This window comes from Rhodoferax sediminis, from assembly GCF_006970865.1.
In the GTDB taxonomy this organism is placed as follows: Bacteria; Pseudomonadota; Gammaproteobacteria; order Burkholderiales; family Burkholderiaceae_C; genus Rhodoferax_A; species Rhodoferax_A sediminis.
In genome coordinates, this window is the sequence record NZ_CP035503.1 from 2,866,201 (window position 1) to 2,890,396 (window position 24,196).

Annotated in this window: 21 protein-coding genes; 10 read left to right on the forward strand and 11 right to left on the reverse strand. The window is 65.2% G+C overall.

All coding sequences use genetic code 11. The features are described 5' to 3' along the window. The first annotated feature begins 47 nt into the window (after positions 1-47). A complete protein-coding gene (locus EUB48_RS13825; protein ID WP_142819662.1) occupies positions 48-2,609 on the forward strand; it encodes an FtsX-like permease family protein in 2,562 nt (853 codons plus the stop codon). A gap of 24 nt (positions 2,610-2,633) precedes the next feature. Here EUB48_RS13825 and EUB48_RS13830 read toward each other — a convergent pair whose 3' ends face one another. From EUB48_RS13830 to EUB48_RS13840, 3 genes are all read right to left on the reverse strand, one after another. Next, positions 2,634-3,074, reverse strand: a complete 441-nt coding sequence (locus tag EUB48_RS13830) for a CBS domain-containing protein (protein WP_142819663.1) — start codon at positions 3,072-3,074, stop codon at positions 2,634-2,636. Positions 3,075-3,158: 84 nt separating this feature from the next. Then, positions 3,159-4,619: a cytochrome P450 gene (locus EUB48_RS13835; protein ID WP_142819664.1), complete on the reverse strand. Its 1,461-nt coding sequence runs from the start codon at positions 4,617-4,619 to the stop codon at positions 3,159-3,161. Between the two features lie 56 nt (positions 4,620-4,675). Further along, positions 4,676-5,467: a hydroxyacylglutathione hydrolase gene (locus EUB48_RS13840; protein ID WP_142819665.1), complete on the reverse strand. Its 792-nt coding sequence runs from the start codon at positions 5,465-5,467 to the stop codon at positions 4,676-4,678. An 83-nt stretch (positions 5,468-5,550) separates the two neighbouring features. Here EUB48_RS13840 and EUB48_RS13845 point away from each other — a divergent pair, with 83 nt between their 5' ends. The 6 genes from EUB48_RS13845 to EUB48_RS13870 all read left to right on the forward strand — a co-directional run bounded on the left by EUB48_RS13845 (position 5,551) and on the right by EUB48_RS13870 (position 11,572). Then, positions 5,551-6,672, forward strand: a complete 1,122-nt coding sequence (locus EUB48_RS13845) for a lipocalin-like domain-containing protein (RefSeq protein WP_142819666.1) — start codon at positions 5,551-5,553, stop codon at positions 6,670-6,672. 128 nt (positions 6,673-6,800) lie between these two features. Beyond that, entirely contained in the window at positions 6,801-7,577 is a 777-nt protein-coding gene (locus EUB48_RS13850; protein ID WP_077561431.1) for an ABC transporter ATP-binding protein, read from the forward strand. Between the two features lie 61 nt (positions 7,578-7,638). Then, positions 7,639-8,343, forward strand: coding sequence for an ABC transporter ATP-binding protein (locus EUB48_RS13855; protein ID WP_142819667.1), 705 nt, complete (start codon positions 7,639-7,641; stop codon positions 8,341-8,343). A gap of 59 nt (positions 8,344-8,402) precedes the next feature. Next, positions 8,403-9,599, forward strand: coding sequence for an ABC transporter substrate-binding protein (locus EUB48_RS13860; RefSeq protein ID WP_077561429.1), 1,197 nt, complete (start codon positions 8,403-8,405; stop codon positions 9,597-9,599). Positions 9,600-9,682: 83 nt separating this feature from the next. Next, on the forward strand, positions 9,683-10,567 hold the full coding sequence (locus EUB48_RS13865; RefSeq protein WP_077561428.1) for a branched-chain amino acid ABC transporter permease: 885 nt from the start codon (positions 9,683-9,685) through the stop codon (positions 10,565-10,567). 18 nt (positions 10,568-10,585) lie between these two features. Continuing rightward, positions 10,586-11,572, forward strand: coding sequence for a branched-chain amino acid ABC transporter permease (locus tag EUB48_RS13870; RefSeq protein ID WP_142821286.1), 987 nt, complete (start codon positions 10,586-10,588; stop codon positions 11,570-11,572). A 22-nt stretch (positions 11,573-11,594) separates the two neighbouring features. Here EUB48_RS13870 and EUB48_RS13875 read toward each other — a convergent pair whose 3' ends face one another. From EUB48_RS13875 to EUB48_RS13890, 4 genes are all read right to left on the reverse strand, one after another. Next, positions 11,595-13,154: a DHA2 family efflux MFS transporter permease subunit gene (locus EUB48_RS13875; protein WP_142819668.1), complete on the reverse strand. Its 1,560-nt coding sequence runs from the start codon at positions 13,152-13,154 to the stop codon at positions 11,595-11,597. A 98-nt stretch (positions 13,155-13,252) separates the two neighbouring features. Further along, positions 13,253-14,578 carry an HlyD/EmrA/EmrK family protein gene (locus EUB48_RS13880; protein WP_142819669.1) on the reverse strand — a complete coding sequence of 442 codons (1,326 nt, stop codon included), beginning with the start codon at positions 14,576-14,578 and terminating at the stop codon, positions 13,253-13,255. A gap of 36 nt (positions 14,579-14,614) precedes the next feature. Beyond that, positions 14,615-16,141: an efflux transporter outer membrane subunit gene (locus tag EUB48_RS13885; protein ID WP_142819670.1), complete on the reverse strand. Its 1,527-nt coding sequence runs from the start codon at positions 16,139-16,141 to the stop codon at positions 14,615-14,617. After that, on the reverse strand, positions 16,131-16,658 hold the full coding sequence (locus EUB48_RS13890; RefSeq protein ID WP_142819671.1) for a MarR family winged helix-turn-helix transcriptional regulator: 528 nt from the start codon (positions 16,656-16,658) through the stop codon (positions 16,131-16,133). The genes EUB48_RS13885 and EUB48_RS13890 overlap by 11 nt, the downstream gene beginning before the upstream one ends. Before the next feature lie 77 nt (positions 16,659-16,735). Between EUB48_RS13890 and EUB48_RS13895 the strand changes: the two genes are divergently transcribed. Both EUB48_RS13895 and EUB48_RS13900 read left to right on the forward strand, forming a co-directional pair. Beyond that, complete coding sequence (locus EUB48_RS13895) at positions 16,736-18,517, forward strand: ABC transporter transmembrane domain-containing protein (protein WP_142819672.1); 1,782 nt, start codon at positions 16,736-16,738, stop codon at positions 18,515-18,517. A gap of 60 nt (positions 18,518-18,577) precedes the next feature. Then, positions 18,578-19,408 (forward strand): urease accessory protein UreD, encoded by an 831-nt coding sequence (locus EUB48_RS13900; RefSeq protein WP_142819673.1) that lies wholly within the window; start codon positions 18,578-18,580, stop codon positions 19,406-19,408. A 40-nt stretch (positions 19,409-19,448) separates the two neighbouring features. On the opposite strand, the gene EUB48_RS13905 is transcribed toward EUB48_RS13900, so the two are convergent. Beyond that, on the reverse strand, positions 19,449-20,156 hold the full coding sequence (locus EUB48_RS13905; RefSeq protein WP_168226747.1) for a PEP-CTERM sorting domain-containing protein: 708 nt from the start codon (positions 20,154-20,156) through the stop codon (positions 19,449-19,451). Between the two features lie 388 nt (positions 20,157-20,544). Here EUB48_RS13905 and EUB48_RS13910 point away from each other — a divergent pair, with 388 nt between their 5' ends. Further along, a complete protein-coding gene (locus EUB48_RS13910; RefSeq protein ID WP_168226748.1) occupies positions 20,545-21,342 on the forward strand; it encodes a glycosyltransferase family 2 protein in 798 nt (265 codons plus the stop codon). A gap of 69 nt (positions 21,343-21,411) precedes the next feature. Here EUB48_RS13910 and urtE read toward each other — a convergent pair whose 3' ends face one another. The 3 genes from urtE to urtC are packed head-to-tail and all read right to left on the reverse strand — an operon-like array spanning position 21,412 to position 24,094. Continuing rightward, complete coding sequence (gene urtE / locus EUB48_RS13915; RefSeq protein ID WP_142819676.1) at positions 21,412-22,116, reverse strand: urea ABC transporter ATP-binding subunit UrtE; 705 nt, start codon at positions 22,114-22,116, stop codon at positions 21,412-21,414. Positions 22,117-22,118: 2 nt separating this feature from the next. Next, positions 22,119-22,994 carry an urea ABC transporter ATP-binding protein UrtD gene (gene urtD, locus EUB48_RS13920; protein ID WP_142819677.1) on the reverse strand — a complete coding sequence of 292 codons (876 nt, stop codon included), beginning with the start codon at positions 22,992-22,994 and terminating at the stop codon, positions 22,119-22,121. Beyond that, positions 22,991-24,094, reverse strand: a complete 1,104-nt coding sequence (gene urtC / locus EUB48_RS13925; protein WP_142819678.1) for an urea ABC transporter permease subunit UrtC — start codon at positions 24,092-24,094, stop codon at positions 22,991-22,993. Before urtC ends, urtD begins: the two co-directional genes overlap by 4 nt. Positions 24,095-24,196 lie beyond the last annotated feature (102 nt).

Here is a 24,196-nt window from a genome sequence, read left to right on the forward strand (position 1 = left end):
GTGTAAAACGGGTCAGGGCGCAACACGCGGCGGCACAATGGACGGACATGCGCGCATTGCTTTGCACCTTCTCCTGGCAGGAATTGCGTCACCACCCCTGGCGCAACGCGGCGGCCGTGATCGCGGTGATGCTGGGCGTGGCGCTGGCGTTCTCGGTGCAGCTCATCAACGCCTCGGCGCTCAGCGAATTCTCCAGCGCGGTGCGCTCGGTCAATGGCCAGCCCGACCTGGCGCTGCGCGCGGTCCAGGGCAGTTTTGACGAAGCGCTGTTCGCGCGCGTGGCGCACCAGCCGCAGGTGGCCGTGGCCAGCCCGGTGCTGGAATTGGCGACTTACGTACTGAAGCCCGACGGTACACGGGCGCCGCTGCGCGTGATGGGCGTGGATGCACTCGTGGTGGCGCAGGTGGCACCGGCACTGATGCCGGTGCCCCAGGCCGGCGCCGACCGGCTGGCGATGCTGGCGCCGGCAACGGTGTTTCTGAACCCCGCGGCGCGACAGGCATTGCGGACGGATGCGGGTATGCCGCCCGCCACGCTGCAGTTGCAAAGCGGCCTGGCCCTGCGCACGGTGCGGGTCGCGGGCACGGTCAGCGCCGGCGGCGCGGCGCTGGCCGTGATGGACATTGCGGCGGCGCAGGAGCTGTTCGGCAAGCTCGGCCAGCTCACGCGCATCGATGTGCGGCTGCGCCCCGGCGTGGATCGCGCGGCATTCCTGCAGTCGCTGCAGTTGCCCGCCAACATCAGCGCGGGCGAACCCGGCGACGCCGGCCAGCGTGTGAGCAACCTGTCGCGCGCCTACCGCGTCAACCTGACGGTGCTGGCGCTGGTGGCGCTGTTCACCGGGGCTTTTCTGGTGTTCTCGGTGCTGTCGCTCAGCGTGGCCAAGCGCGCCCAGCAGTTGGCGCTGCTCGGCGTGCTCGGACTCACCGGGCGCGAACGTTTGGTGCTGGTGCTGGTGGAGTCGGGCGTGCTGGGGCTGCTCGGCAGCGCCGCCGGCATCGTGCTGGGCACGGGGCTGGCCGCGCTGGCGCTGCGTGTGCTGGGCGGCGACCTGGGCGGCGGCTACTTTGCCGGCGAGGCACCGGCCTTGCAATGGAGCGGCGCGGCGGCGCTGACCTACGGCGCACTCGGCGTGCTGGCGGCGCTGGTCGGCGCATGGTGGCCGGCTCGCGCCGCCCAAAAGCTGCCGCCGGCGCAAACCCTCAAGGGCTTGAGCGCAGCGCCGGGCGACGCCACTGCGCACTGGCCAAGTATCATTTTGATAGCTGCCGGCGCCCTGTTGGCCTGGGCTCCGCCTGTATTTGGCATTCCATTGGCGGCCTACCTGTCAGTGGCGCTGCTGCTGGTGGGCGGTATCACCGCCCTGCCCTGGCTGGTGGCCCTGCTGTACGACCGGCTCGCCCCGCGGGTCGCGCGCCATCTGCTGCCGCTGCTGGCGGTCGAGCGCGCGCGCCGCGTGCGCGAGAGCGCCGCCGTGGCCGTGAGCGGCGTGGTGGCGGCGCTGAGCCTCGCTGTGGCGCTGACGGTGATGGTGGGCAGCTTTCGCGGCTCCGTCATGCACTGGCTCGATGTGGTGCTGCCGGCCGAGTTGTACGTGCGCAGCGCCACCGCCGGCAGTGCCAGCGACACGGCGTATTTCACGCCCGAGTTTGTGCGGGGCGTGGCGCGCTTGCCTGGCGTGCAGCGCGTCAGCACGCTGCGCAGCAGCCCCTTGCAGCTGGCGCCCGGCCAACCGGCGCTGGCGTTGATCGCGCGCGATCTGGGCGACGCGGCGCGCAACCTGCCCCTGCTGGCGCCCCCGCTACCGGTGCCGCCGGGGCAAGTGGCGATCTACGTGAGCGAGGCGGTGGTGGACCTGTATGGCGCGCGTGCGGGCGCCGTTTTTGCTCCTTTATCTGACTCATTTCGGGCTGTAGCCTTTGATGGGCATACGCAATCAGCTACTTTTTTTGTAGCAGGTGTGTGGCGCGACTACGCCCGCCAGTTCGGCGCCATCGCGCTCGACCGGCGCGATTTCGAACGGCTCACGGGCGATCGGCGCGTCAACGATCTGGCGCTCTGGCTGCAAGCCGGCACCGACGTCACGCGATTGCAGCAGGCCATCCGCGACGTGGCCGAGCAGCAGTCGGGCGCGGGTGCGCTGATCGACTTCGCCTCGGTCGGCGAGATTCGCGCCAGCTCGCTCAGGATTTTCGACCGCAGCTTTGCAGTGACCTACTGGCTGCAGGCCGTGGCGATTGCCATTGGCCTGTTCGGCGTGGCAGCCTCCTTCGGCGCGCAGGTGCTGGCGCGGCGCCGCGAGTTCGGCCTGCTGGCGCACCTGGGCCTCACGCGCCGGCAGATTCTGGCGGTGGTGGCCGGAGAAGGCGCGGCCTGGACGCTGATCGGCGCCATCGCCGGGCTCGCACTGGGCCTGGCCGTGTCGGTGGTGCTGGTGCACGTGGTAAATCCGCAAAGCTTTCACTGGACCATGGATTTGCAGGTGCCGTGGCTGCGTCTGCTGGCGTTGTGCGCAGCTGTCGTGGTGGCGGGCACGGCCACGGCGTGGCTGGCGGGGCGCGCCGCGGCCGGACACGATGCGGTGCTGGCGGTGAAGGAAGATTGGTAGGCAAAGGCGCTGGTGGATGCGCCATCAGCCCCGCACGCCCGCGATGTAGTGTTCGAGCTGCTCGATGATGAAGCCCTGCTCGGAGATGATGTCCTTCACCAGATCGCCGATGGACACCACGCCGACCAGCCGGCCGTTGTCCATCACGGGCAGGTGGCGCAGGCGCTTGTCGGTCATCAGCGCCATGCATTCCTCGTTGCTATGGGTGGGGGGAACATACTGCACCGGAAAAGTCATGATGTCGCGCACCGCCGTTTGCCGGGGCGAGTGGTCCGAGAGCAGCATCTTGCGCGCGCAGTCGCGTTCGCTGAGGACGCCGACAAACGCCTCGCCCTCCAGCACCACCAGCGCGCCAATGTTTTTTTCCGCCATCAGGGCGACAGCATCGAACACCGACGCAGAAGACCTCACGGTGTAGACCGCCTGATCAGGCTTCGACTTGAGAATTTGCGCGATGTCCTTCATGGCTTCCCGCTCCGTGCCCGCCGAATTTATTCTAGATGTCGCACCGTCCGTATTCAAACCCTTTTTCAAGCCCCCAGGCGAGGTTTAACGGCGCTCGCGCAAACGCATGCGCAGCCCCACCGGGCCCATGCTGAACGCCAGCTTCTCGGGCACGTCGGTGCCGCTCGATGAGTCCACGCTGTCGATGTCAAAACTGGACAGCAGCATCGCCGCGGCCATCTTGATCTCCAGCAGCGCCAGGTAGCGCCCCGGACAGACGCGTGGCCCGGCGCCAAAGGGCATGGACACGCGCTTGGCGGAACTGGCGACCTGCGCCGGGCCGCCGTCGCCGAGCCAGCGTTCGGGCAGGAAGGCGGTCGGATGGGGGAAGTGGCGATCCAGCAGGCTGTCATGGCGCATCAGGCCCAACACGACGGTGTCGGTGGGAATCTCGACATCCGCAAGGGTGGTCGCGCGCACCGCCTGCACGGCCAGCAGCGGCGCCACCGGCTTGAGCCGCATGGTTTCGTGCGCGCAGGCTTCCAGGTAGTCGAGTTGGGCCATGCGCTCGGGGGTGAATTGCGAGGGCTCGCCGGCGATGCGGCGCACTTCTTCCCCGGCACGCTGCAGCGCTGGCGGGTTGCGGTGCAGCAGATGGATCATCCAGGCCAGCGTGTTGGCGGTGGTGTCCTCGCCCGCGAGCAGCATCACCAGCACGTTGCCGGCCACGTCGTGATCGTTCATGCTGCTGCCGCCCGCGTCGGCGGCGTTGATCATCGCCTCGAGCAGATTGCCGGGATGCTCGCGCAGCGAGGGGTCGGCCCGGATACGATCTCGTGCCTGGGCGATGAAGCCGCGAATGGCCGCTTTAACTTCGGCCACGCTGCGGTCCAGCGCACGGTCGGCCGGCAGCCGCAGGTAACGCCAGTACGGCAGCATCGACAAGGTGCGTTTGAACAGGGCCGGGAAGATCTTGTTCAGGTGCTGCTGAATCACGTCCTCGTCGCTGGACAGGGTATTCACGTCGGCGCCGAAGGCCAGTCCGGCAATGGCGTCCACCGTGAAGCGCATGAGGTCCGCCTGCAGGTCGATGGTGGCGCCCGAGCGGGCCGCTGTTTGCCATCGCGCTTGCAGGCGCCGCGTCACCTTCAGCAGGGACGGGAAATACGCCTTGATATGCCCCGGGTCCAGGCCGGCCATGACCATGCGCCGCTGGCGCCGCCAGACATCGTCGTTGGCGAAGAAAAGTCCTTCGTCAAAACCCATTTCACGGGTGATGCGGCCCCCGAGCAGCGGCCGCCTGAAGCGCTCGGGACGCTCGCGCAAGGCGGCGCCCATGAGTTCGTGATCGGCCATGACGAGGAACTTTCGCCGGCCCAGCTGGACGCGGAAAAGCGGCCCGTAGGTTTTGCTCCAGGCCTCGAACTGCTGGTGCATGCGGGCGGGACGGATCTGCAAGGCATTGCCAAGCACCGGCAGGCCGCGCGGGCCCGGTAATTCGTCGAGCCGGCGCAAGGCGGGAGGCGGCGCGCCGGACGCCGGCGTCCGGCGGGTATCAGGTTCCATGCGGCTTCCCGCGGGTGAAGAGGGGGATTCGCAATTGAACAGGCGCCGGTGCCCGCTCACCAGCTGTTGCGCAACTCGCGCAGCTTCGTGAACACTGTTTTCGCGTCCGGCTGTTCGGACAGGTCCGGATAGCTTTCGCGCAGCCGGGCGATCAGGCTGGGGCTGGCGAGGCGCAGGAAGGTGTTGAACTGCTTTTCGTCCTTGAGCGTCGTCACCGCAGATTGCGCCGGGTCGTGGTCGGTCACGCTGGGCAGCAGGGCTTGGGCCGCGGCGTTGTCGGGCTCGCGCGCGAGGGTGAATTTCAGGTTGTTCTCGATGTAGTCGTGCCCCGGATAGATCTGCGTGTTGTCGGGCAGCCGGGCCAGTTGCTCCACGAAGGTCGCATACAGCGCGCCCACGTCGCCGCCGTTGTGCACATTGCCGGCGCCGGCGTTGAACAGCGTGTCGCCCGAGAACAGCGCAGGCTGGTCGGTGTGCGAGCGCAGGCAGATGTGGCACATGGTGTGGCCGGGCGTGTCCAGGCATTCGAGCTCGACGGTCTTGCCGACCTTGATCACGTCGCCGGCCTGCACGCCCCGGTCCACGCCCGCAATACGCGCGCCAGCCTTGTAGTGCGCGATCAGCTTGGCGCCGGTGGCCGCGATCACGGCCGCGTTGCCGCCGGTGTGGTCGTGGTGCTCGTGGGTGTTCAGGACCTGGGTGATCTGCCAGCCCCGCACCTTGGCGGTGGCCAGCGTCTTTTCATGATCGAGCGGGTCGATCGCCAGCGCCTCGCCGGTTTCCGGACAGGCGATCAGATAATTGAAGTTGCGGTAGGCGTTACCGGTCCAGATGCGTTCGACGATCATGTGGGCTCCTGAGGCTTGCTGCTGGAAAACATCTCATTGTAGGAAATGGCGGCCCCACGAGCCCTTCCTGCGAGAATCCGGACATGATCGCTCCATTGCGCGCCGGCCTGCCCTTCAACCCGTTGCGGCGCCGCTTGCTGGCCACGGGGCTGGCAGGGCTGGCCGGCCTGTCGGGTGCGCGGCAGGTGAGGGCCCTGCCCCTGCCCATGGTCTTCCCGCGCGACTACGGCAGCCACCCGGACTTCCGCACCGAGTGGTGGTACATCACGGGCTATGCCAACGCGGCAGATCCGGCAGGCCCGCGCGAATTCGGCTTTCAGCTCACCTTCTTTCGCTCGCGCGTTGCGGCAACACAGGACATGAAGTCGGCATTCGCCGCCAAACAGCTGATCTTTGCCCATGCGGCGCTGACCGATGTGCGCGGCAAGAAACTCGTACACGACCAACGCATCGCCAGGTCGTCGGGTGCCGCCGGGTTCGACCTGGCCTCGGCCAGCGAAAGCGACACCGCGATCACCCTGCGCGACTGGTCTCTGGTGCATGAGGGGCGCCGCTACAGCGCCACCCTGCCCGCCGCCGGCTTCGGCCTCGACCTGCAGTTCAGCGAGACCCAGACCGTGCTGTTGCAGGGGGACCGGGGTCTGTCGCGCAAGGGGCCGCAGCCTGCGCAGGTCAGCCACTACTACAGTCAGCCGCACCTGGCCGTGCGCGGAGCCCTGCGCCTGGACAAGCAGTCGTTCACCATTGCCAGCGGCGGCGCCTGGCTCGATCATGAGTGGAGCGACGAGCTGCTGGACCCGCAGGCCACCGGCTGGGACTGGATCGGCATGAATCTGGATGACGGCGGCGCGCTCACCGCTTTCCGCGTGCGCGACAAGGCCGGCAACGCGCTATGGGATGGCGGCTCGTATCGCTCCGCCGCGGGCGATCTGCGCAACTTCCGCCGCGGTGAGGTCACTTTCAGCCCACAGCGCCGCTGGAAAAGCCCTTCGACCCAAACTGTCTATCCGGTGCGATGGAGCGTGCTCACACCGGCCGGGGCCTACATGGTAGGCGCCATCATCGACAACCAGGAGCTCGACAGCCGCGCCTCCACCGGCGCCATTTACTGGGAAGGCCTGAGCGATTTGTTCGACAGCGGCGGGCGGCGCGTCGGGCGCGGCTATCTGGAGATGACGGGCTACACGCAGCCCCTGCGACTGTGAATCTGCCCTAAGCGTTTTACCCTATTCCGCAGTGCACCATAGATCACTAGGATTGCAAGTCTTGTCAGGGTGGCGCGTACGCAGGAGTATGCCCACTCCCCATCATTGCAGAGCAGCCGGAGAATTATTTGTCAGCGGAGTTCATTCTCGAGACACAGGGGTTGACCAAGGAATTCAAGGGTTTCGTTGCCGTCAGCGACGTCGATCTCAAGGTGCAGCGAGGTCATATCCATGCGCTGATCGGCCCGAACGGCGCCGGCAAGACCACTTTCTTCAACCTGCTGACCAAGTTTCTCAATCCCACCTCGGGCCGCATCGTCTACAACGACATCGACATCACTGCCGAGCAGCCCGCGCAAACGGCACGCCGTGGCATCGTGCGCTCGTTCCAGATCTCGGCGGTGTTTCCGCACATGACGGTGCTGGAGAACGTACGTGCGGCATTGCAGCGCAGCCTGGGCACGTCGTTCCATTTCTGGAAGGCCGAGAAAACCCTGTTCCCGCTGCATGAGCGGGCACGCCAGCTGCTGGCAGAGGTCGACCTGGAAAGCTTCGCCGACACCATGACGGTGGAGCTCCCCTATGGGCGCAAGCGCGCTCTGGAGCTGGCCACCACGCTGGCACTGGAGCCCGAACTCATGCTGCTGGACGAGCCCACCCAGGGCATGGGCCACGAAGACGTCGACCGGGTGACGCAGCTGATCAAGAAAGTGTCCGCAGGCCGCACCATCCTGATGGTCGAGCACAACATGAACGTGGTGTCGTCGATCGCGAACCGCATCACGGTGCTGCAACGCGGCGCCATCATTGCCGACGGCCCCTACGCCGAGGTATCGAAAAATCCGCTGGTGATTGAGGCCTACATGGGCACCACCGACACGGCCCTGCAGGGAGCGCACGCATGAGCGCCGCGCCGGGCCGCCCCAAGCAAGCTCGCACCGCAATGCGCAGCATGGAGGTTACTCAATGACCACCGAGCTGCTGCGCATCGCGGGCCTGAACGCCTGGTATGGCGAATCGCACATCCTGCACGGCGTGGACCTCGCGGTGAGCCAGGGCGAAGTCGTGACGCTGCTCGGACGCAATGGCGCCGGGCGCACCACGACGATGCGCGCCATCGTCGGCCTCACGGGCTCGCGCACCGGCTCCATCCAGGTGGCCGGCCAGGAAACCATCAAGCTGGCGCCGCACCGCATTGCCCGGCTGGGTGTCGGCTATTGCCCGGAAGAGCGCGGCATCTTCGCCAGCCTGTCCGCCGAAGAAAACCTGATGCTGCCGCCCGCGGTGGCCCCCGGCGGCATGAGCGTGGACGAGATCTACGCCATGTTTCCGAATCTGAAAGAACGCGCCAGCAGCCCGGGCACGCGCCTGTCGGGCGGCGAACAGCAAATGCTGGCGGTAGCGCGAATTCTGCGCACCGGCGCACGCCTGCTGCTGCTGGACGAGATCTCGGAAGGCCTGGCCCCGGTGATCGTGCAAAAGCTCGCCGAGATGATTCTGACCCTCAAGGCCAAGGGTTACACCATCGTGCTGGTCGAGCAGAACTTTCGCTTCGCGGCGCCGCTGGCCGACCGCTTCTACATCATGGAACACGGGCGCATCGTGCGCCAGTTCAGGCAGGCCGAACTCGAGCAGAACATGGGAATGCTGCAGGAGTACCTCGGGGTCTAGGCGCCCTGCTCAATCGCCTCAATTTCGCGTTTTATTTCCACGTCAACCAGGAGTCAACCATGAAACTTAAAACTCTCGTCGCAGCGATCGCCATCGGGCTCGGCAGCATGGCCGTGCAGGCGCAGGGCACCGGTCCGATCAAGATCGGCATGATCACGGACATGTCGGGCATCTATGCCGACATCGACGGTCCCGCGGGTGTCGAAATGGTCAAGTGGGCCGTGCAGGACTTTGGCGGCAAGGTGCTGGGCCGCCCAATCGAAGTATTGTCTGCGGATCACCAGAACAAGCCGGACATCGGCAGCTCTACGGCGCGCGAGTGGGCCGACAAGGATCATCTGGCGATGCTGGTGGGCGGCACCAATTCGGGCGTGAACTTGGCCATGGCCAAGGTCGCCGCCGAGAAAAAAATCCCGCTCCTCGCCATCGGCCCCGGCTCTGCGCGCCTAACCAACGAGGATTGCACGCCTTACACCGTCCATTACGCCTACGACACCGTGGCGCTGGCCAAGGTTGCGGGCTCGGCACTGGTCAAGCAGGGTTACAAGAACTGGTTTTTCCTGACGGCTGACTACGCCTTCGGCAAGTCGCTGCAGGCCGATGCGACGACCGTGATCAAGGCCAACGGCGGCACGGTGGCGGGCTCGGTGCTGGCGCCGCTGGGTGCATCCGATTTCTCATCCTTCCTGTTGCAGGCGCAGTCCTCCAAGGCGCAGATCCTGGCGATGGCCAACGCTGGCGGCGACTTCATCAATGCCATGAAAGCAGCCAAGGAATTCGGCATTGACAAGACCATGAAAATCGCCGGCCTGCTGGTGTTCATCAACGACGTGCACAGCCTGGGCCTGAACGCGACGGCCGGCCTGCAACTGGCCGACAGCTGGTACTGGAACCAGGACGACGCCTCACGCAAGTTTGCGCACCGCTTCTTCGACAAATACAAACGCATGCCCAGCAGCCTGCAGGCTGCCGACTATTCGGTGACGACGACCTGGCTGAAGGCGGTGCAGAAGGCCGGCACCACCGAAGGCGACAAGGTGATGGCCACCCTCAAGAGCATGAAGATCGACGACTTCTACAACAAGGGCCATATCCGCGCCGACGGCCGCATGATCCACGACATGTACCTGTTCCAGGTCAAGACCGCCAAGGAATCCACGACACCCTGGGACTACTACAAGTTGGTCGCCACGGTTCCCGGAGACCAGGCATTCACGACCGTGGCCGAGTCCAAGTGCTCACTGCTGAAGAAGTAAAACACAAATCAAAGCTCCTTTCTGCCGGCCATCAACGGGATGGCCGGCAGCTTGTTGGGCTCATGGTCATTTGACGGGTATTCATGGAAATTTTTGGCATTCCCCTGCAAGCCTTCCTCGGCCAGCTGTTGCTGGGGCTGGTCAATGGCGCGTTCTATGCCATGCTCAGCTTGGGGCTGGCCGTCATCTTCGGCCTGCTCGGCATCATCAACTTCGCCCACGGCGCGCTCTATATGGTGGGCGCCTACGCGGGCTGGATCCTGCTCAACTCGTTCGGCGTCAACTACTGGTTTGCGCTGGTGCTCGCCCCGTTGGCCGTGGGAATACTCGGCATCGTGATTGAACGGCTTTTCTTGCGGCACCTGTACAAGCTCGACCCGCTGTACGGCCTGCTACTGACGTTTGGCCTGGCACAGATCATGGAAGGCATTTTCCGCTACCAGTTCGGTGTATCGGGCGAGTCCTACCCGGTTCCCGATGCACTGGCGGGGGCCACCAACCTCGGCTTCATGGTGCTGCCCAACTATCGCGCGTGGGTGGTGCTGGCGTCGCTGGTGGTTTGCCTGGGCACCTGGTTCCTGATCGAGCGCACGCGGCTCGGCGCCTACCTGCGCGCCGGCACGGAAAACGCGCCGCTGGTGCAGGCCTTTGGTGTGAATGTTCCGCTGATGGTGCTGCTGACCTTTGGCGGTGGCTCGGCATTGGCCGCACTGGCCGGTGTGCTGGCGTCGCCCATCATCCAGGTCACCCCGCTGATGGGCTCGAACCTGATCATCGTGGTGTTTGCCGTGGTGGTGATTGGCGGCATGGGCTCGATCCTGGGATCCATCATCAGCGGCCTAGGGTTGGGCGTGATTGAAGGATTCACACGCGTGTTCTACCCCGAGGCATCGAATGTCATCGTGTTCGTCGTGATGGTCATCGTGCTGGTGCTGCGCCCAGCCGGCCTGTTCGGCAAGGAGGCCTGAGCCATGACCCCGACCCGCATGACCCGAGCCGCCAGACTGACCCGCATCGCCTACATCGGCATGCTGGTACTGCTGCTCGTCGCACCCCTGCTCGGCCTGTACCCGGTGTTTGTGATGAAGCTGCTGTGCTTCGCGCTGTTTGCCTGTGCCCTGAATCTTTTGCTGGGCTTCACCGGTCTGCTCTCGTTCGGGCACGCCGCCTTTTTTGGTGGAGCCGCCTACGTCTGTGGCTGGTTCATCAAGGCGCAGCACTGGTCGCCCGAGCTGGGCCTGCTCGCCGGTGTGGTGGTGGCGGCGCTGATCGGCCTGGCCATCGGCCTGGTGGCGATCCGGCGCCAGGGCATCTACTTCGCCATGATCACGCTGGCTATGGCACAGATGGTGTATTTCGTCTGCCTGCAAGCCCCGTTCACGGGGGGTGAGGATGGTTTGCAGGGCGTGCCGCGCGGCGCGCTGTTCGGACTGCTGCGACTGGATTCCGACACCACCATGTACTACTTCGTGGTCGCGGTCTTTGTGCTGGCCTTTCTGGTGATCTCGCGCATTGTTCATTCGCCTTACGGCCAGGTGCTCAAAATGATCCGCGAGAACGAACCACGCGCCATCTCGCTGGGCTACCAGGTGGACCGCTACAAGCTATTGGCTTTTGTGCTGTCGGCCGCGCTGGCCGGGCTGGCCGGCTCGCTCAAGACGCTGGTGATGGGTTTTGCCTCGCTGACGGACGTGCACTGGTCGATGTCGGGCGAGGTGATCCTGATGACCCTGGTGGGGGGCGTGGGCACCTTCTTCGGACCCGCCCTGGGCGCCGGCATCGTGAGTTCGCTGCAGGACCAGCTGGCCGACAAGGTGGGCGCCTGGGTCACCGTGATCATCGGCGTGATTTTCGTGGTCTGCGTGCTGGCGTTCCGCCGCGGCATTGTGGGCGAAGCCCTGGCCTACTTCGAGCGCCGGCGCCGGCCTGGCGCCGCAACGACCGCTCAGGCCACTGACACCGACGTGGCGTGATGTCGCCGCTGGTCGCGCCCGGTCAGTGGGCGCCGGCCGCCGCACTGGCGCCACCGGTCCCGTGCTTCGGGTGCGTCAGCCAGATCAGCGGGATCAGCACCACGAAAATCACCGCAGAGACGTAGAACAGGTCATTCGCCGCCAGCATGAAGGACTGCTGATCCACCAGCCGGTTGATCTGCGCCAGCGCCTGCGCGGGGCTCATACCGGCAGCCTGCAGACCCGCCAGTGTGCTTCTCGCGGCCTGGCTCCCGTTGGTCACCGCCTCGGCCAGATGTGCATGGTGCATGGCAGCGCGGTTTTCCCACAGCGTGGTCGTGATCGAGGTGCCGAAGCCGCCCGCCGTGATGCGCACGAAATTGAATAACCCCGTAGCGGCCGGAATGCGTTGCTGCGGCAGGCCCGATAGCGTGACGGTCGTGAGCGGAATGAAGAAGAACGCCATCGCAACGCCCTGGATGATGGTGGGCACCATGATGGTGCCGAAATCGGCCTGGGTGTTAAAGAGCGAGCGCATCCACAGCACCAGCGCAAAAATCAGAAACGAAAATGTCGCAAAGGGGCGCGCATCGAATCGGCCCAGGCCCTTGCCCACGATGGGCGACAGGATCAGCGCAAAGATGCCGACTGGTGCGAGCACCATGCCCGCCTCGGTCGCGGTGTAGCCCATATATTGCTGCAGCCACAGCGGCAGCAGCACCACGTTGCCAAAAAAGACGCCATAGCCGACGGAAATCGCCACCGTTCCGGCCCAGAAATTGCGCCCCATGAAGAGCGACAGGTCCACCACGGGATGTTTTTCGGTCAGCTCCCAGATCAGGAAGAAAACAAAACCCAGTACGGCCGTCACCGCCAGTGTGATGATGACGTTCGAATGAAACCAGTCGAGATCCTTGCCGTTATCGAGCATGATTTGCATGGCGCCGACCCAGATCACGAGCGCGATCAACCCGACCGTATCGATCGGCAGCTTCTGGGTCACGTTTTCGCGCTTGCGGAAAATGCTCCAGATGGCAATGGCAGCCATGATGCCGACCGGTATATTGATGTAGAAGATCCAGGGCCACGAAATGTTGTCGGTGATCCATCCACCCAGTAAAGGCCCCACCACCGGCGCGATCAGCACCGTCATGGACCACATCGCCATGGCCAGGCCTGCGAGCGCCTTCGGATAACTCGCCAGCAGCAGTGACTGCGACAGCGGAATCATCGGACCCGCGACAAAACCCTGCAGGACGCGAAAGGCGATCAATACCGTCATGTTGGGTGCCAGGCCGCACAGCCACGAACTCAACACGAACAGCAGCACGCTCGTGACAAACACCCGCACCTGGCCAAAGCGCTGCGACAGCCAGCCTGTGAGCGGCACGGAAATGGCGTTGGCCACCGCAAAACTCGTGATGACCCAGGTACCCTGGTTCGCACTCACGCCGAGATCACCCGCGATGGCGGGCAGCGAGACGTTGGCGATCGACGAGTCGAGCACGTTCATGAAGGTGGCCGCTGAAACTGCCAGCGTGCCCCACATGCGCATCGAGCCTTCCAGCGGCGGTTGCTCGATAAAGTTAGAAGTGGAGGCCATGACGGAAGTGCCTTGAAGGAAACACGACGGAGGGTAAATGCGCGCGACGCGAGCCGTTTCGGAAGGAACTGTGCGGCCCGGCTTGAACGTTTACGGGGTCAATTCAGCACGGTGGCCGACGCCGGGGCGACCGCTCGCGACGCTGCCAGTGCTTTGCCCGCATCCACCGCCGGCGACTTCCCGGACGCCGCGGCCGGCGCCGCTTTGGCGGCACCCGAGTTGGCGGCAATCACGCGGCGCACCTCGGCGTTGGCACCTTCGTCCAGCGCCGCATAGACCTGCGTCTGCGTCGCCGCGGTGGCGCTCGGCGCGTCGGCCAGGGTCTTGCCGCCCTTGTGGGTCACGTCCACCGTGGCATCCATCGACAGCCCCACACGCAGCGGATGCGCTGCCAGCTGCTGGGGATCGAGCGCGATGCGCACCGGCACGCGCTGCACCACCTTGATCCAGTTGCCGGTGGCGTTTTGCGCCGGCAGCAATGCGAAGGCGGCACCGGTTCCGGCACCGAGCCCCACCACGTGTCCCTTGTATTCGACCTTGCTGCCATACACGTCGGCCGTCAGTGTGGCGGGCTGGTCAATACGGATATTGCGCAGCTGCACTTCCTTGAAGTTGGCATCGACCCAGACCTGATTCAAAGGCACGATGGACATCAGGGGCGTGCCGGCAGCCACACGCTGGCCCAACTGCACCGAACGCCGCGCCACGTAACCATCCACAGGCGCAGGCATGGTGGCGCGCTGCGTGGCCAGGTAGGCCTCGCGCACCTTGGCCGCGGCCGCCTGCACGCTCGGGTGCTGTTCGACGGTCGTGCCTTCGGTCATGGACTGGTTGCTTGCGAGTTGCTCCCGGGCCGCCACGACAGCGGCCTGGGCGGCAGCCTCGGCGCTTTGGGCAACCGCCAGCTGGGTGCGCGCATGCTCAAGTTCTTCTTTGGACACGGCCCCATTGCCCGCCAGCGACTGGCGCCGGTTCAGATCGTCCCTGGCGCGACTGATGTCGCTCTGCGCCTTCACCACATCGGCTTCGCGCAGCGTGATCTGCGCGGCAAGCGTGCCATTGTTGGCGTACAGCGTGCGCACCTGGCGCACGGCCTGCCCGAGGTTGGCTTCGGCCTGCTCCAGCGCGACCCTGGCATCGGCGGGATCGAACTTGACCAGCGGCTGGCCGGCGCGCACGAAGTCGGTGTCGTCGGCCATGATGGCCATCACCGTGCCGCTGATCTGCGGCGTGATCTGGATCACGTTGCCCTGCACATAGGCGTTGTCAGTGTCCTCAAAATGGCTCGCGACGACCCATTCGTAGGCGGCCCAGCCCAGGCCGGCCAGCACGACCACGGTCGCCAGCGTCATCAGCGCCTTTTTGCGCCTGGGGTTGCCGGCGGGAATGCTTTGATCTGCGGAGGTTTGCGTTGCGTCGTTCATGATGCTTGATTTGCGGGTGTGAATCGGGGGAGTGAATTATTTTTGTGCGGTGGTGGTGCCAGCCACCTGGCCGGCACCGGGCTGGGTCACGGCCCCGGTCTGATAGCCGGCGCTAGATTGAGCAACGGCGTCGGCCTGGTAGCCGCCGCCGAGGGCGCGGATCAGCGCGACTTGCGTGTCCAGCGCACGCGCGCTCAGGTCCACGGCGAGGCGGCGCTGGCCGAGCACACTGGTCTCGGCGGTCAATACGTTGAGGTAGTTGCCCAGCCCGGCCTTGTAGCGTTGCACGGCGATCTCGTAGGCGCCCTCGGCCGCGGCTTGCGCAGCGCGCTGCTCGGTCTGCTGGCGCACGATGGATTGCGAGGAGGCGACCTGGTCGGCCACATCGCGCACGGCGTCGATCACGGCGGCGTTGTAACTCTCGACAGCGGCGTCCTGGTCCGCGGCTTTGCCGCGCAGGTTGGCGCGCAGGCGCCCTCCCTCGAAAATCGGCAGCGTCAGCGCCGGGCCGACGTTCCATTGCTCACTGCCGCTCCTGAACAGTTGCCCGAAGCCGAGACTGGAGAAGCCGGCAAAGGCCGCCAGATTGATGTTGGGATAAAACTGCGCCTTGGCACTGGCCACGTCCTTCGTGGACGCTTCGACGCGCCAGCGGGCCGCCACAATGTCGGCGCGACGGCCCAGCAGATCGGCCGGGATCACTGGCGCGGATGCTATGCCTTTAATAGCTGAAAGTGAAGGTGCAGTATGGGCTTGCGCCGCATTTGGTTGCCCAACCAGTGCACCCAGCGCATTGCGGGTCAGTGCGATCTGTTCCTGCAGCGCCTCGATCTGCTGGCGCGCGTCGGGCAGGCCGCCTTCGCTCTCGCGCAGTTCCAGTTTGGTATCGAGCCCGGCGCTGAAGCGATCGTGCACGATGGCCAGTGTTTCTTCGCGCTGGGCCAGCGTGCGCCGCCCCACGGCCAGTTGGTCATTCAGGCGCGCCAGCTGGAAATAGCTGCGCGTGACCTGGCTGGCCAGCAGCACACGCGCGGCTTGGGCATCGGCCTCGGCCGCCTTGGCCGTGCCGATCGCGGCGTCAAGAGCGGCGCGGTTCTTGCCGAAGAAATCAAGCTCCCAGCTCGCGTTCAGCTGGGCGTCGCCCGAGTTGTAAATCGCGCCGCCCAACGGCGGCGGGTAGATGTAATTGCCACTGAACTTCTGCCGGTTCAGATTCATTGCGCCGCCTACTTGCGGCAGCGTCGCGGCCCGGACCACTCCTGCCATGGCCTGGGCCCGGGCGAGGCGGGCCTGGGCCAGCTTCAGGCTCGGGTTGCTGGCGAGCGCCTGCGCGATCAGCTGGTCGAGCTGCGCATCACCGAATTCCAGCCACCATTGTGCAGACACGGCGGGCGCCGCAGCGCTGCCGGTGCTCAGGCCGAGCGAGGCCGGATCGCGCATGCTTGACTGTGCCGGCGCAACGCCCGACATGTCGGCACAGGCACTCAAGCCCAGCGCCAGCACGAGGACGCCAAGCTTGAGCCGACGCAGAGGTTCCGCCTCACGGGTCTTGTTATTTTTCATTCGATTCTCCAGTTGCGGCGAGAGCCTGGGCGTTGTCCAGGATGCGGCGCAAATAACCCTTGAGGGTCTGCCATTCTTCATACGTGAAACCTGCCAGACAAGCATTCTGGATGCGAGCGAGCACCTCAGGGATCTTCAGCGCAGCGGCGCGGCCCTCGTCAGTCAGTTGCAGTTTGACCACGCGGCGGTCCTGCGACGAGCGCTGGCGGCTGCACAGGCCCTTGGCCTCGACCCGGTCCAGCAGCCGCGTCATGGCGCCGGCGTCCAGTTCGCATTCGCGCGCCAGCCCGGCCGCCGTGTCGGCGTCGCCCACGTACAGCTTCACGAGCGGCACCCACTGCGCATTCGTCAGGCCATTGGGCTCCATCTCACGGTCCACCGCCTGCGTCACGCGGGTCACGGTCTTGCGCATCAGGTGACCGATGCTGTTCTCGGCAAAGTAGTTCTCCGCACGATAGAACTCGGTCACCGGTGCCCCTTTGGCATCGGGCGGTGCGGCCATGTGTTTTTCATCCATGCCCGAAATAATAATTGTCTAAGCAACCATTGTCAAGGCTATTTCTGCAAAGGCAAGTTGTTGGCTACACTGTCGCCATGGCTACCACCACCTCCAACGCCCCCAAGGGCTCGCCCCGTTCACTGTCCGGTCTGCTGCCTTTTTTGCGGCCTTATCGCGGCCGCATCGCTCTGGCACTGATGTTCCTGGTCATGGCCGCCGTGGCCACCCTGCTCTTTCCGCTGGCGCTGCGCAGCCTGATCGACGGCGGCCTGGTGAGCACCGACAAGGGCGCGCAGGTGATGGCCCTGCGCGAGCATTTCTTCGCGCTGTTTGCGGTGGCCGTGGCGCTGGGCCTGTTTTCCGCCGGGCGCTTTTACATGGTGAGCTGGCTCGGCGAGCGCGTCACCGCCGACATTCGCAACGCGGTCTATGCCCACGTGCTGCGCCAGAGCCCCGAGTTCTTCGAGACCACGCAGACCGGCGAAGTGCTCTCGCGCCTGACGGGTGACACGACGCTGGTGCAAACCGTGGTCGGCTCATCGCTGAGCATGGGGCTGCGCAACACGGTGATGGGCGTCGGCGCGCTCGGCATCCTGGTCTGGACCAACCCGTATGTCATGTTCACGGTGTTCGTGATCCTGGTGCTGATCGTGCTGCCCAGCCTGTGGTTTGGCCGGCGCGTGCGCAAGCTCTCGCGCGCCAGCCAGGACCGCATCGCCGATTCCAGCGCCATCGCCGCCGAAGTGCTCAACGCGATCCCCGTGGTGCAAAGCTATACCGCCGAAGCGCGTGAATCGGCGCGCTTCGACACCTCGACCCAGAACGCCTTCGCCACCGCGGTGCATCGCTCCAAGGCACGCGCCGTGCTGGTCGCCTTCATCATCATTGCCACCAGTGCGGCGCTGCTGTGGGGCCTGTACCAGGGCACGCAGGCCGTGATGGCGGGCAGCATGTCGGCCGGGCATCTGGGCCAGACGGTGCTCTACGTCATCATCCTGGCCAGCGCGTTTGCGGTGCTGGGCGAGGTCTACGGCGACTTGCTGCGCGCGGCCGGCGCGACCGAGCGCTTGATGGAACTGCTGGGATCGCGTTCACCCATCGTTTCACCCTTAAAACCCGTTGAAGTCCCCGCCACATCTTCGGGTAGCGCTATCAGTTTCGAAGCAATCACATTCCATTACCCCTCGCGCCCGACGCAGGCCGCGTTGACGGATTTCAGCCTGAGCGTGGCGCCCGGCGAAACGGTGGCGCTGGTCGGCCCCAGCGGCGCGGGCAAGAGCACGGTGTTCCAGCTGCTGCTGCGCTACTACGATCCGCTGGCGGGCACGATCCGGCTCGACGGCGTGGCCACGCGCGACATGGCCCTGCACGACCTGCGCCAGCGCATCGGCATCGTGCCGCAGGACGCGGTGATTTTCTCGACCAGCGCGCTGGAGAACATCCGCTACGGCAAACCTGACGCCAGTGATGACGAGGTCAAAGCCGCCGCGCTGGCCGCCTTCGCGCACGAATTCATCACGGCGCTGCCCGAGGGCTACGACACCTTCCTGGGCGAGCGCGGTGTGCGCCTGTCGGGCGGCCAGCGCCAGCGCATCGCGATTGCGCGCGCCATGCTGAAAAACCCGCCGCTGCTGCTGCTGGACGAGGCCACCAGCGCACTCGACGCCGAGAGCGAGCGCATGGTGCAGGCGGCACTGGAGTCGGCCATGCAGGGCCGCACCACGCTGGTGATTGCGCACCGCCTGGCCACCGTGCAGCAGGCCAGCCGCATCGTGGTGATCGACCATGGCCGCATCGTGGAACAGGGCACGCACGAGACGCTGGTGGCGCTGGGTGGCATCTATGCCAAGCTGGCTGCGCTGCAGTTTGTGAGCTGACAAGCTGCCTCACACATGACGCGTGGCGGGCAGGCCGAAGCGGCCGCTTAAACTACCTTCATGCCCTGGCACGCCCGACTGCAGCTCGACTACCGCCTTGAATCGGGCAGGAGCGTAGCCCGCTTTCAGCACGATGGCCCTCTGCGTATTCTGCAGACCCTGTACCCCGAAGGCGACGCGACTTGCCACAACGTGCTGGTGCATCCGCCCGGCGGCCTGGTCGGCGGCGACACACTGGACATCGGCATCACGGTCGGCGCCGGCGCGCACGGCCTCATCACCACACCCGGGGCCACGCGCTTTTACAAAACCCTGGGCGAGGCGGCCGTGCAGCGCACCCACCTCGCGCTTGAAGCAGGCGCGCGACTGGAGTGGCTGCCACTGGAAACCATTTGCCACGACGGCTGCCTTGCCACCAATCACCTGAGCCTGGCGCTGGCGCCGCAGGCCGAACTGATCGGCTGGGACGTGACCGCGCTCGGACTGCCCCAGGCCGGGCGCCCTTTCGTGCATGGCAGCTTTTGCCAGCACATCGAGCTGGCCGGCGTCTGGCTGGAGCGCGGACGCATCGACGCCACGGACGCGCGGCTGCTGGACAGTCCGCTGGGCCTCGCGGGCCGGCGCTGTATGGCCTCGATCTTTTTCGTGACCGGCAACCCTTTGGCGCGCGCGCGCCGCCAGCAGGCGCTGGACGCCGCGCGCGCCGTGATCGAAGCGCATGAGCTGCAGGGCAGCGCCGGCGCTACCAGCCCCGACGGCCGGGTGGTGGTGGTGCGCGCGCTGGCACCGCTGGTCGAGCCCGCCATGGGGCTGCTGCGCCAGGTCTGGGCCGCATGGCGCGCGCGTTTATGGGCCAAACCGGCCCGGAGCCCGCGCATCTGGTCCACCTAACGCTATCAATCCAATAGCGCGACGCGCGCCCGCCGCGGCGCTACAAGACGGTCTTCCGCTTGCGCGAAGCGAGCATCATGCCAAGCAGGCCGATGCCGAACAATGCCAGGGTGGCTGGCTCCGGAACCGTCGCATTCACGCCATCAAACTGATAGGCGAGCAGCTTGGTCCCATCGGTCACGCCGACACCATACGTCAGACCGAGATCCGGCTCGGCCCCGTCGCCCCACAGATCCACCGTATATCCCCCGGCGACCGTGAACGCCATGCCGAAGACGTCCAGGAAGGTTCCGCTGAAGGGGTAGGCGCAGTCTATCGGCGACCCATCGGGGAAAAGCAGGTTGTTGTAGGTCAGGGCACCACCCGTGTAATCAATGAAGCTGAGGCTGGAAGGAACCAGAGGGTCGAACGTCGGGTCCCTCTCGTTCGCCGGGTTGATCGGCACCAGTCCGGTGATCGCGGCGTTGACGATGCCGTTCGCCGCGTTGGAGAAAGTCCCGCTGACCGCGGTGATCGCGTAAGCTCCGGCGGGATCGGTGCGGCAGGGATTGTTGCCAGCGGTTCCGCAGATCGGATTCGGATCCGCCGGCGCCACATTCGGCGCGACCGTCAGAAAGCCGCTGCCGCTGAACCCACCACCGTCAAATGCAAACGGAATCACGTCGGCACGTGCTTGCGGTCCTGTGAATGCCATTACAGCCATCAGGGCCGCGGCGGCCGGAATTAGTCGCGCCGATTTCATCATCATGTTCATGTCCACCTTTCAGAGTCTGCGAGCCGCTACCGGCTCCGGGCCCGATATGCATAACTCACGCCAAAATGAACGCGACTCAGAAAGCAATTGATTTGTATACATATCTTTCGAATACACGAAGACGCGCGAAGATCGAAATGTAAAAAGTATCGACGCACGGGGCACGCTCCACGGATCAAACTTTGGGTGTCGATGGCACGCCCGGCGGCTGGAGTGCCACGGAAGCTGCTGGTGCGAAGTGCCCGCTTCGCGACAACGTTTCTCCGATCTCGTTACACTTTGTGCCAGACCCGAAGCCTCTGAAGCCGCCGAAGTCTTGCCCGCCTTTCATCCGCGCCACTTCTGCTGGCGAATGGAAGGGTCGGGAGAAGGTCGAGACGCAATGAACAAGCCTGCAATCTCTTTCCTGATGGCCGCCTGCAGGCGACCTCGATTCGCGATGATGGCGCTGGAGTCCCTGAAGCGCCAGACGATGCAGGACTGGGAGTTGGTTGTCTCTCCAGATGACGGCGAGGACTACAGCCCTCTGGTGCATTCGGATTCCCGCGTCAAGGTGGTTCAGTCCGACGCGGTGCAGACCGGCCCGGCCCATGCCCGCAACCGCGCCTTGACGATCGCATCCGGCGCGCTGGTTGCGGTTCTTGATGACGATGACTGTGTGGAGCCCGCCTTCGCGGCCCAGGCCGTCTCGTATTTCAAATCCCACGAAGCCAGTTTCGCCACGGCGCCCACCCAATATTTCCGCAACCACAGCGGTTGCGTCGTGCGCCACATCGGGCAGTTTCCCGCCATGGACATCGACCGGTTCGGCCTCCAGTTCGGAACCATGCACGCCATTGGCCGGCGCGAGACCTACCCGCCGTGGAAGCCCGGGTTTGCCGAAGATGTCATGCACACGTCCAAGTGCATTGATCTGGCGGGCGGAAAGATCGCCGTCCTGCCTGATGCCAGCTACATGCTGAGACTCCACCCCGACAGCATGTGTGCAGTGGCGGACGGCCAGTACATCTCGAAGTGCTACAGGGATCTGGCAGCAAGTCTCCCTTATGAAATGTCCGACGCAGGGGCGATGCAGACCCGCGAGCTGCTGCGCCGGCGTATCAGGATGAATGAAGCGTTCTCTCGCCACGGCGGCGGCTTTGGGTACCATCGATTTGTGAAGGCGCACAGCCAGGTTTGACCCGCCGTTGACTTGCCGGGGGTGATGAGCCGCCCCTGGTCAGCCCGCGCGGCGCGGCATCGCCGGCGCTCAGATGGCCACCAGGCGCCGCACGCCATCAGCTTCCATATCCCTGCCCCGCCCGCGCGCAACGAACTCACCGCGCTCCATGACCAGGTAGTCGTCGGCCAGGTCCTGCGCGAAGTCGTAGTACTGCTCTACCAGCAGGATGGCCACCTTTTCCCCGTTCAGGCCACGGTCGGCCAGGCCGCGGATCACACGGGCGATGTCCTTGATGATGCTGGGCTGGATGCCTTCGGTGGGCTCATCCAGGATCAGCAGCTTCGGCTTGGCTGCCAGCGCGCGTGCGATCGCCAGCTGCTGCTGCTGCCCGCCCGAGAGATCGCCACCGCGCCGGCCCAGCATCTGTTTGAGCACGGGGAACAGTTCGTAGAGCTCGGCAGGGATCGGGGTGCTGGCGCTCTTGTACGCCAGCCCCATGCGCAGGTTGTCCTGCACCGTGAGCCGCGCGAAGATTTCGCGCCCCTGCGGCACGAAGCCGATGCCGGCGCGCGCGCGCTCGCAGGGCGCGGCATGGTGGATCGCCTTGCCGTCGAATTCGATGCTGCCAGTCTTGATCGGAACCAGCCCCATCAGACTCTTGAGCAGCGTGGTCTTGCCCACGCCGTTGCGACCCAGCAGCACGGTGACCTGGCCCAGGTGGACCTGCAGGCTTACGTCGCGCAGGATGTGCGAGCCGCCGTAGTACTGGTTGATGTTCTTGACGTTCAACATATTCAACGCCCCAAATAAACTTCGATGACGCGCTCATCCGCCTGCACCTGATCCAGCGTGCCCTGCGCCAGCACCGATCCATCGCACAGCACGGTCACGATTTCGGAGATGGATTTGATGAAGCTCATGTCATGCTCCACCACCATCAGCGAGTGCTTGCCTTTGAGCGAGAGGAACAGCTCGGCCGTGCGCACGGTCTCCTCGTCGGTCATGCCGGCCACGGGCTCGTCGAGCAGCAACAGCCTGGGGGCCTGCATCAGCAGCATGCCGATCTCCAGCCACTGCTTCTGGCCGTGGCTCAAATTGCCCGCCCTGCGCGCCACGCTGTCGGCCAGGTGAATGGTGCGCAGCACCTCGGCGAGCCGGTCGCTTTGCGCCGAGTCGAGCTTGAAGAACATGGATGACGCCACGTCCTTGCCCGTCTTGAGCGCCAGCTCCAGGTTTTCAAGCACGGTCAACTGCTCGAACACGGTGGGCTTCTGGAACTTGCGGCCGATGCCGAGCTGGGCAATCTCGGCCTCCTTGTAGCGCAGCAGGTCGATGGTGCTGCCAAAGAACACCGTACCTTCGTCGGGCCGGGTCTTGCCGGTGATGATGTCCATCATCGTCGTCTTGCCGGCCCCATTGGGGCCGATGATGCAGCGCAGCTCGCCCGGTGCGATATCCAAAGACAATTTGTTGATGGCCTTGAAGCCGTCGAAGCTCACGCTCACATCTTCAAGGTAGAGGATGCGGCCATGCGTGACGTCAATCTCGCCCGGCGTCGCGACCCGGCCGAAGCCGGCCGCACGCCCGCCAGAGGCAGTGCGGCCCTGCTGCTCCAGCTGTGCATGCACCTCGACGCGGCGCGCGCCCTCCTCCAGAAGGTCGGGCGTCATCTCAAACCTCCCTTGAGCTTCCTGACCAGGCCGACCACGCCATTCGGCAAGAACAGCGTCACCGCGATGAACAGGGCGCCGAGGAAATACAGCCAGAATTCGGGATACGCCTCGGTCAGCCAGCTCTTGGCGCCGTTCACGATGAAGGCCCCAATGATCGGGCCGATCAAGGTGGCGCGTCCTCCAACGGCCGCCCAGATCGCGATCTCGATCGAGTTGGCCGGGCTCATCTCGCCGGGATTGATGATGCCCACCTGCGGCACGTACAGCGCGCCCGCGACGCCGCACATGATGGCCGAGATGACCCAGATGGTGAGCTTGTAGCCGATGGGGTTGTAGCCCGAGAACATGACGCGCGTCTCGGCGTCGCGGATGGCCTGCAGCACGCGGCCGAATTTGCTGCGCACCAGCCAGCGCGCGAACAGGAAGAAGGCGAGCAGCGTCAAGCCGGTCAGCACAAAGAGCGTCATGCGCATGGCGGGGGTCGCGATCGGCGTGCCCAGGATGCGCTTGAAATCGGTAAACCCGTTGTTGCCGCCAAAACCCGTTTCGTTGCGGAAGAACAGCAGCATCGCGGCGTAGGTCATGGCCTGCGTGATGATGGAAAAATACACGCCCTTGATGCGCGAGCGAAACGCGAAGTAGCCGAACACGAAGGCCACGAGGCCGGGCACCGCGACAATCAGGAACAGGGTGGCGATGAAGCTGCCACTGAAGGTCCAGTGCCAGGGCAGCGTCTTCCAGTCAAGGAACACCATGAAGTCCGGCAGATCGCTCTTGTAGTTGCCGTCGCGGCCGATCTGGCGCATGAGGTACATGCCCATCGCATAGCCGCCGAGCGCAAAGAACACCCCATGCCCCAGGCTCAGGATGCCGGTATAGCCCCAGACCAGGTCCATCGCGAGCGCGCAGATGGCGTAGCACATGATCTTGCCGACCAGTGCCACCGCGTAGTCGCTGAGGTGGAACAGGCTGCCCCGGGGCACCACCAGGTTCAGCAGCGGCGCGACGGCGCACACCGCGATCAACGCCACGCAGAATGCAACCCAGCCCCCGGCACTGAAGAGCTGCGTCTGTGGAGGAAGTGAGATCCGGGTCATGGCGGCAGACCAAGGCAAGCGAAGCGAAGCCCCATCCAGTGACACCGCGGAACCGGCTTGGCCGGGCCGCTGGTGTCGCCCCCTTGAGGAGGGAGGCGGCTA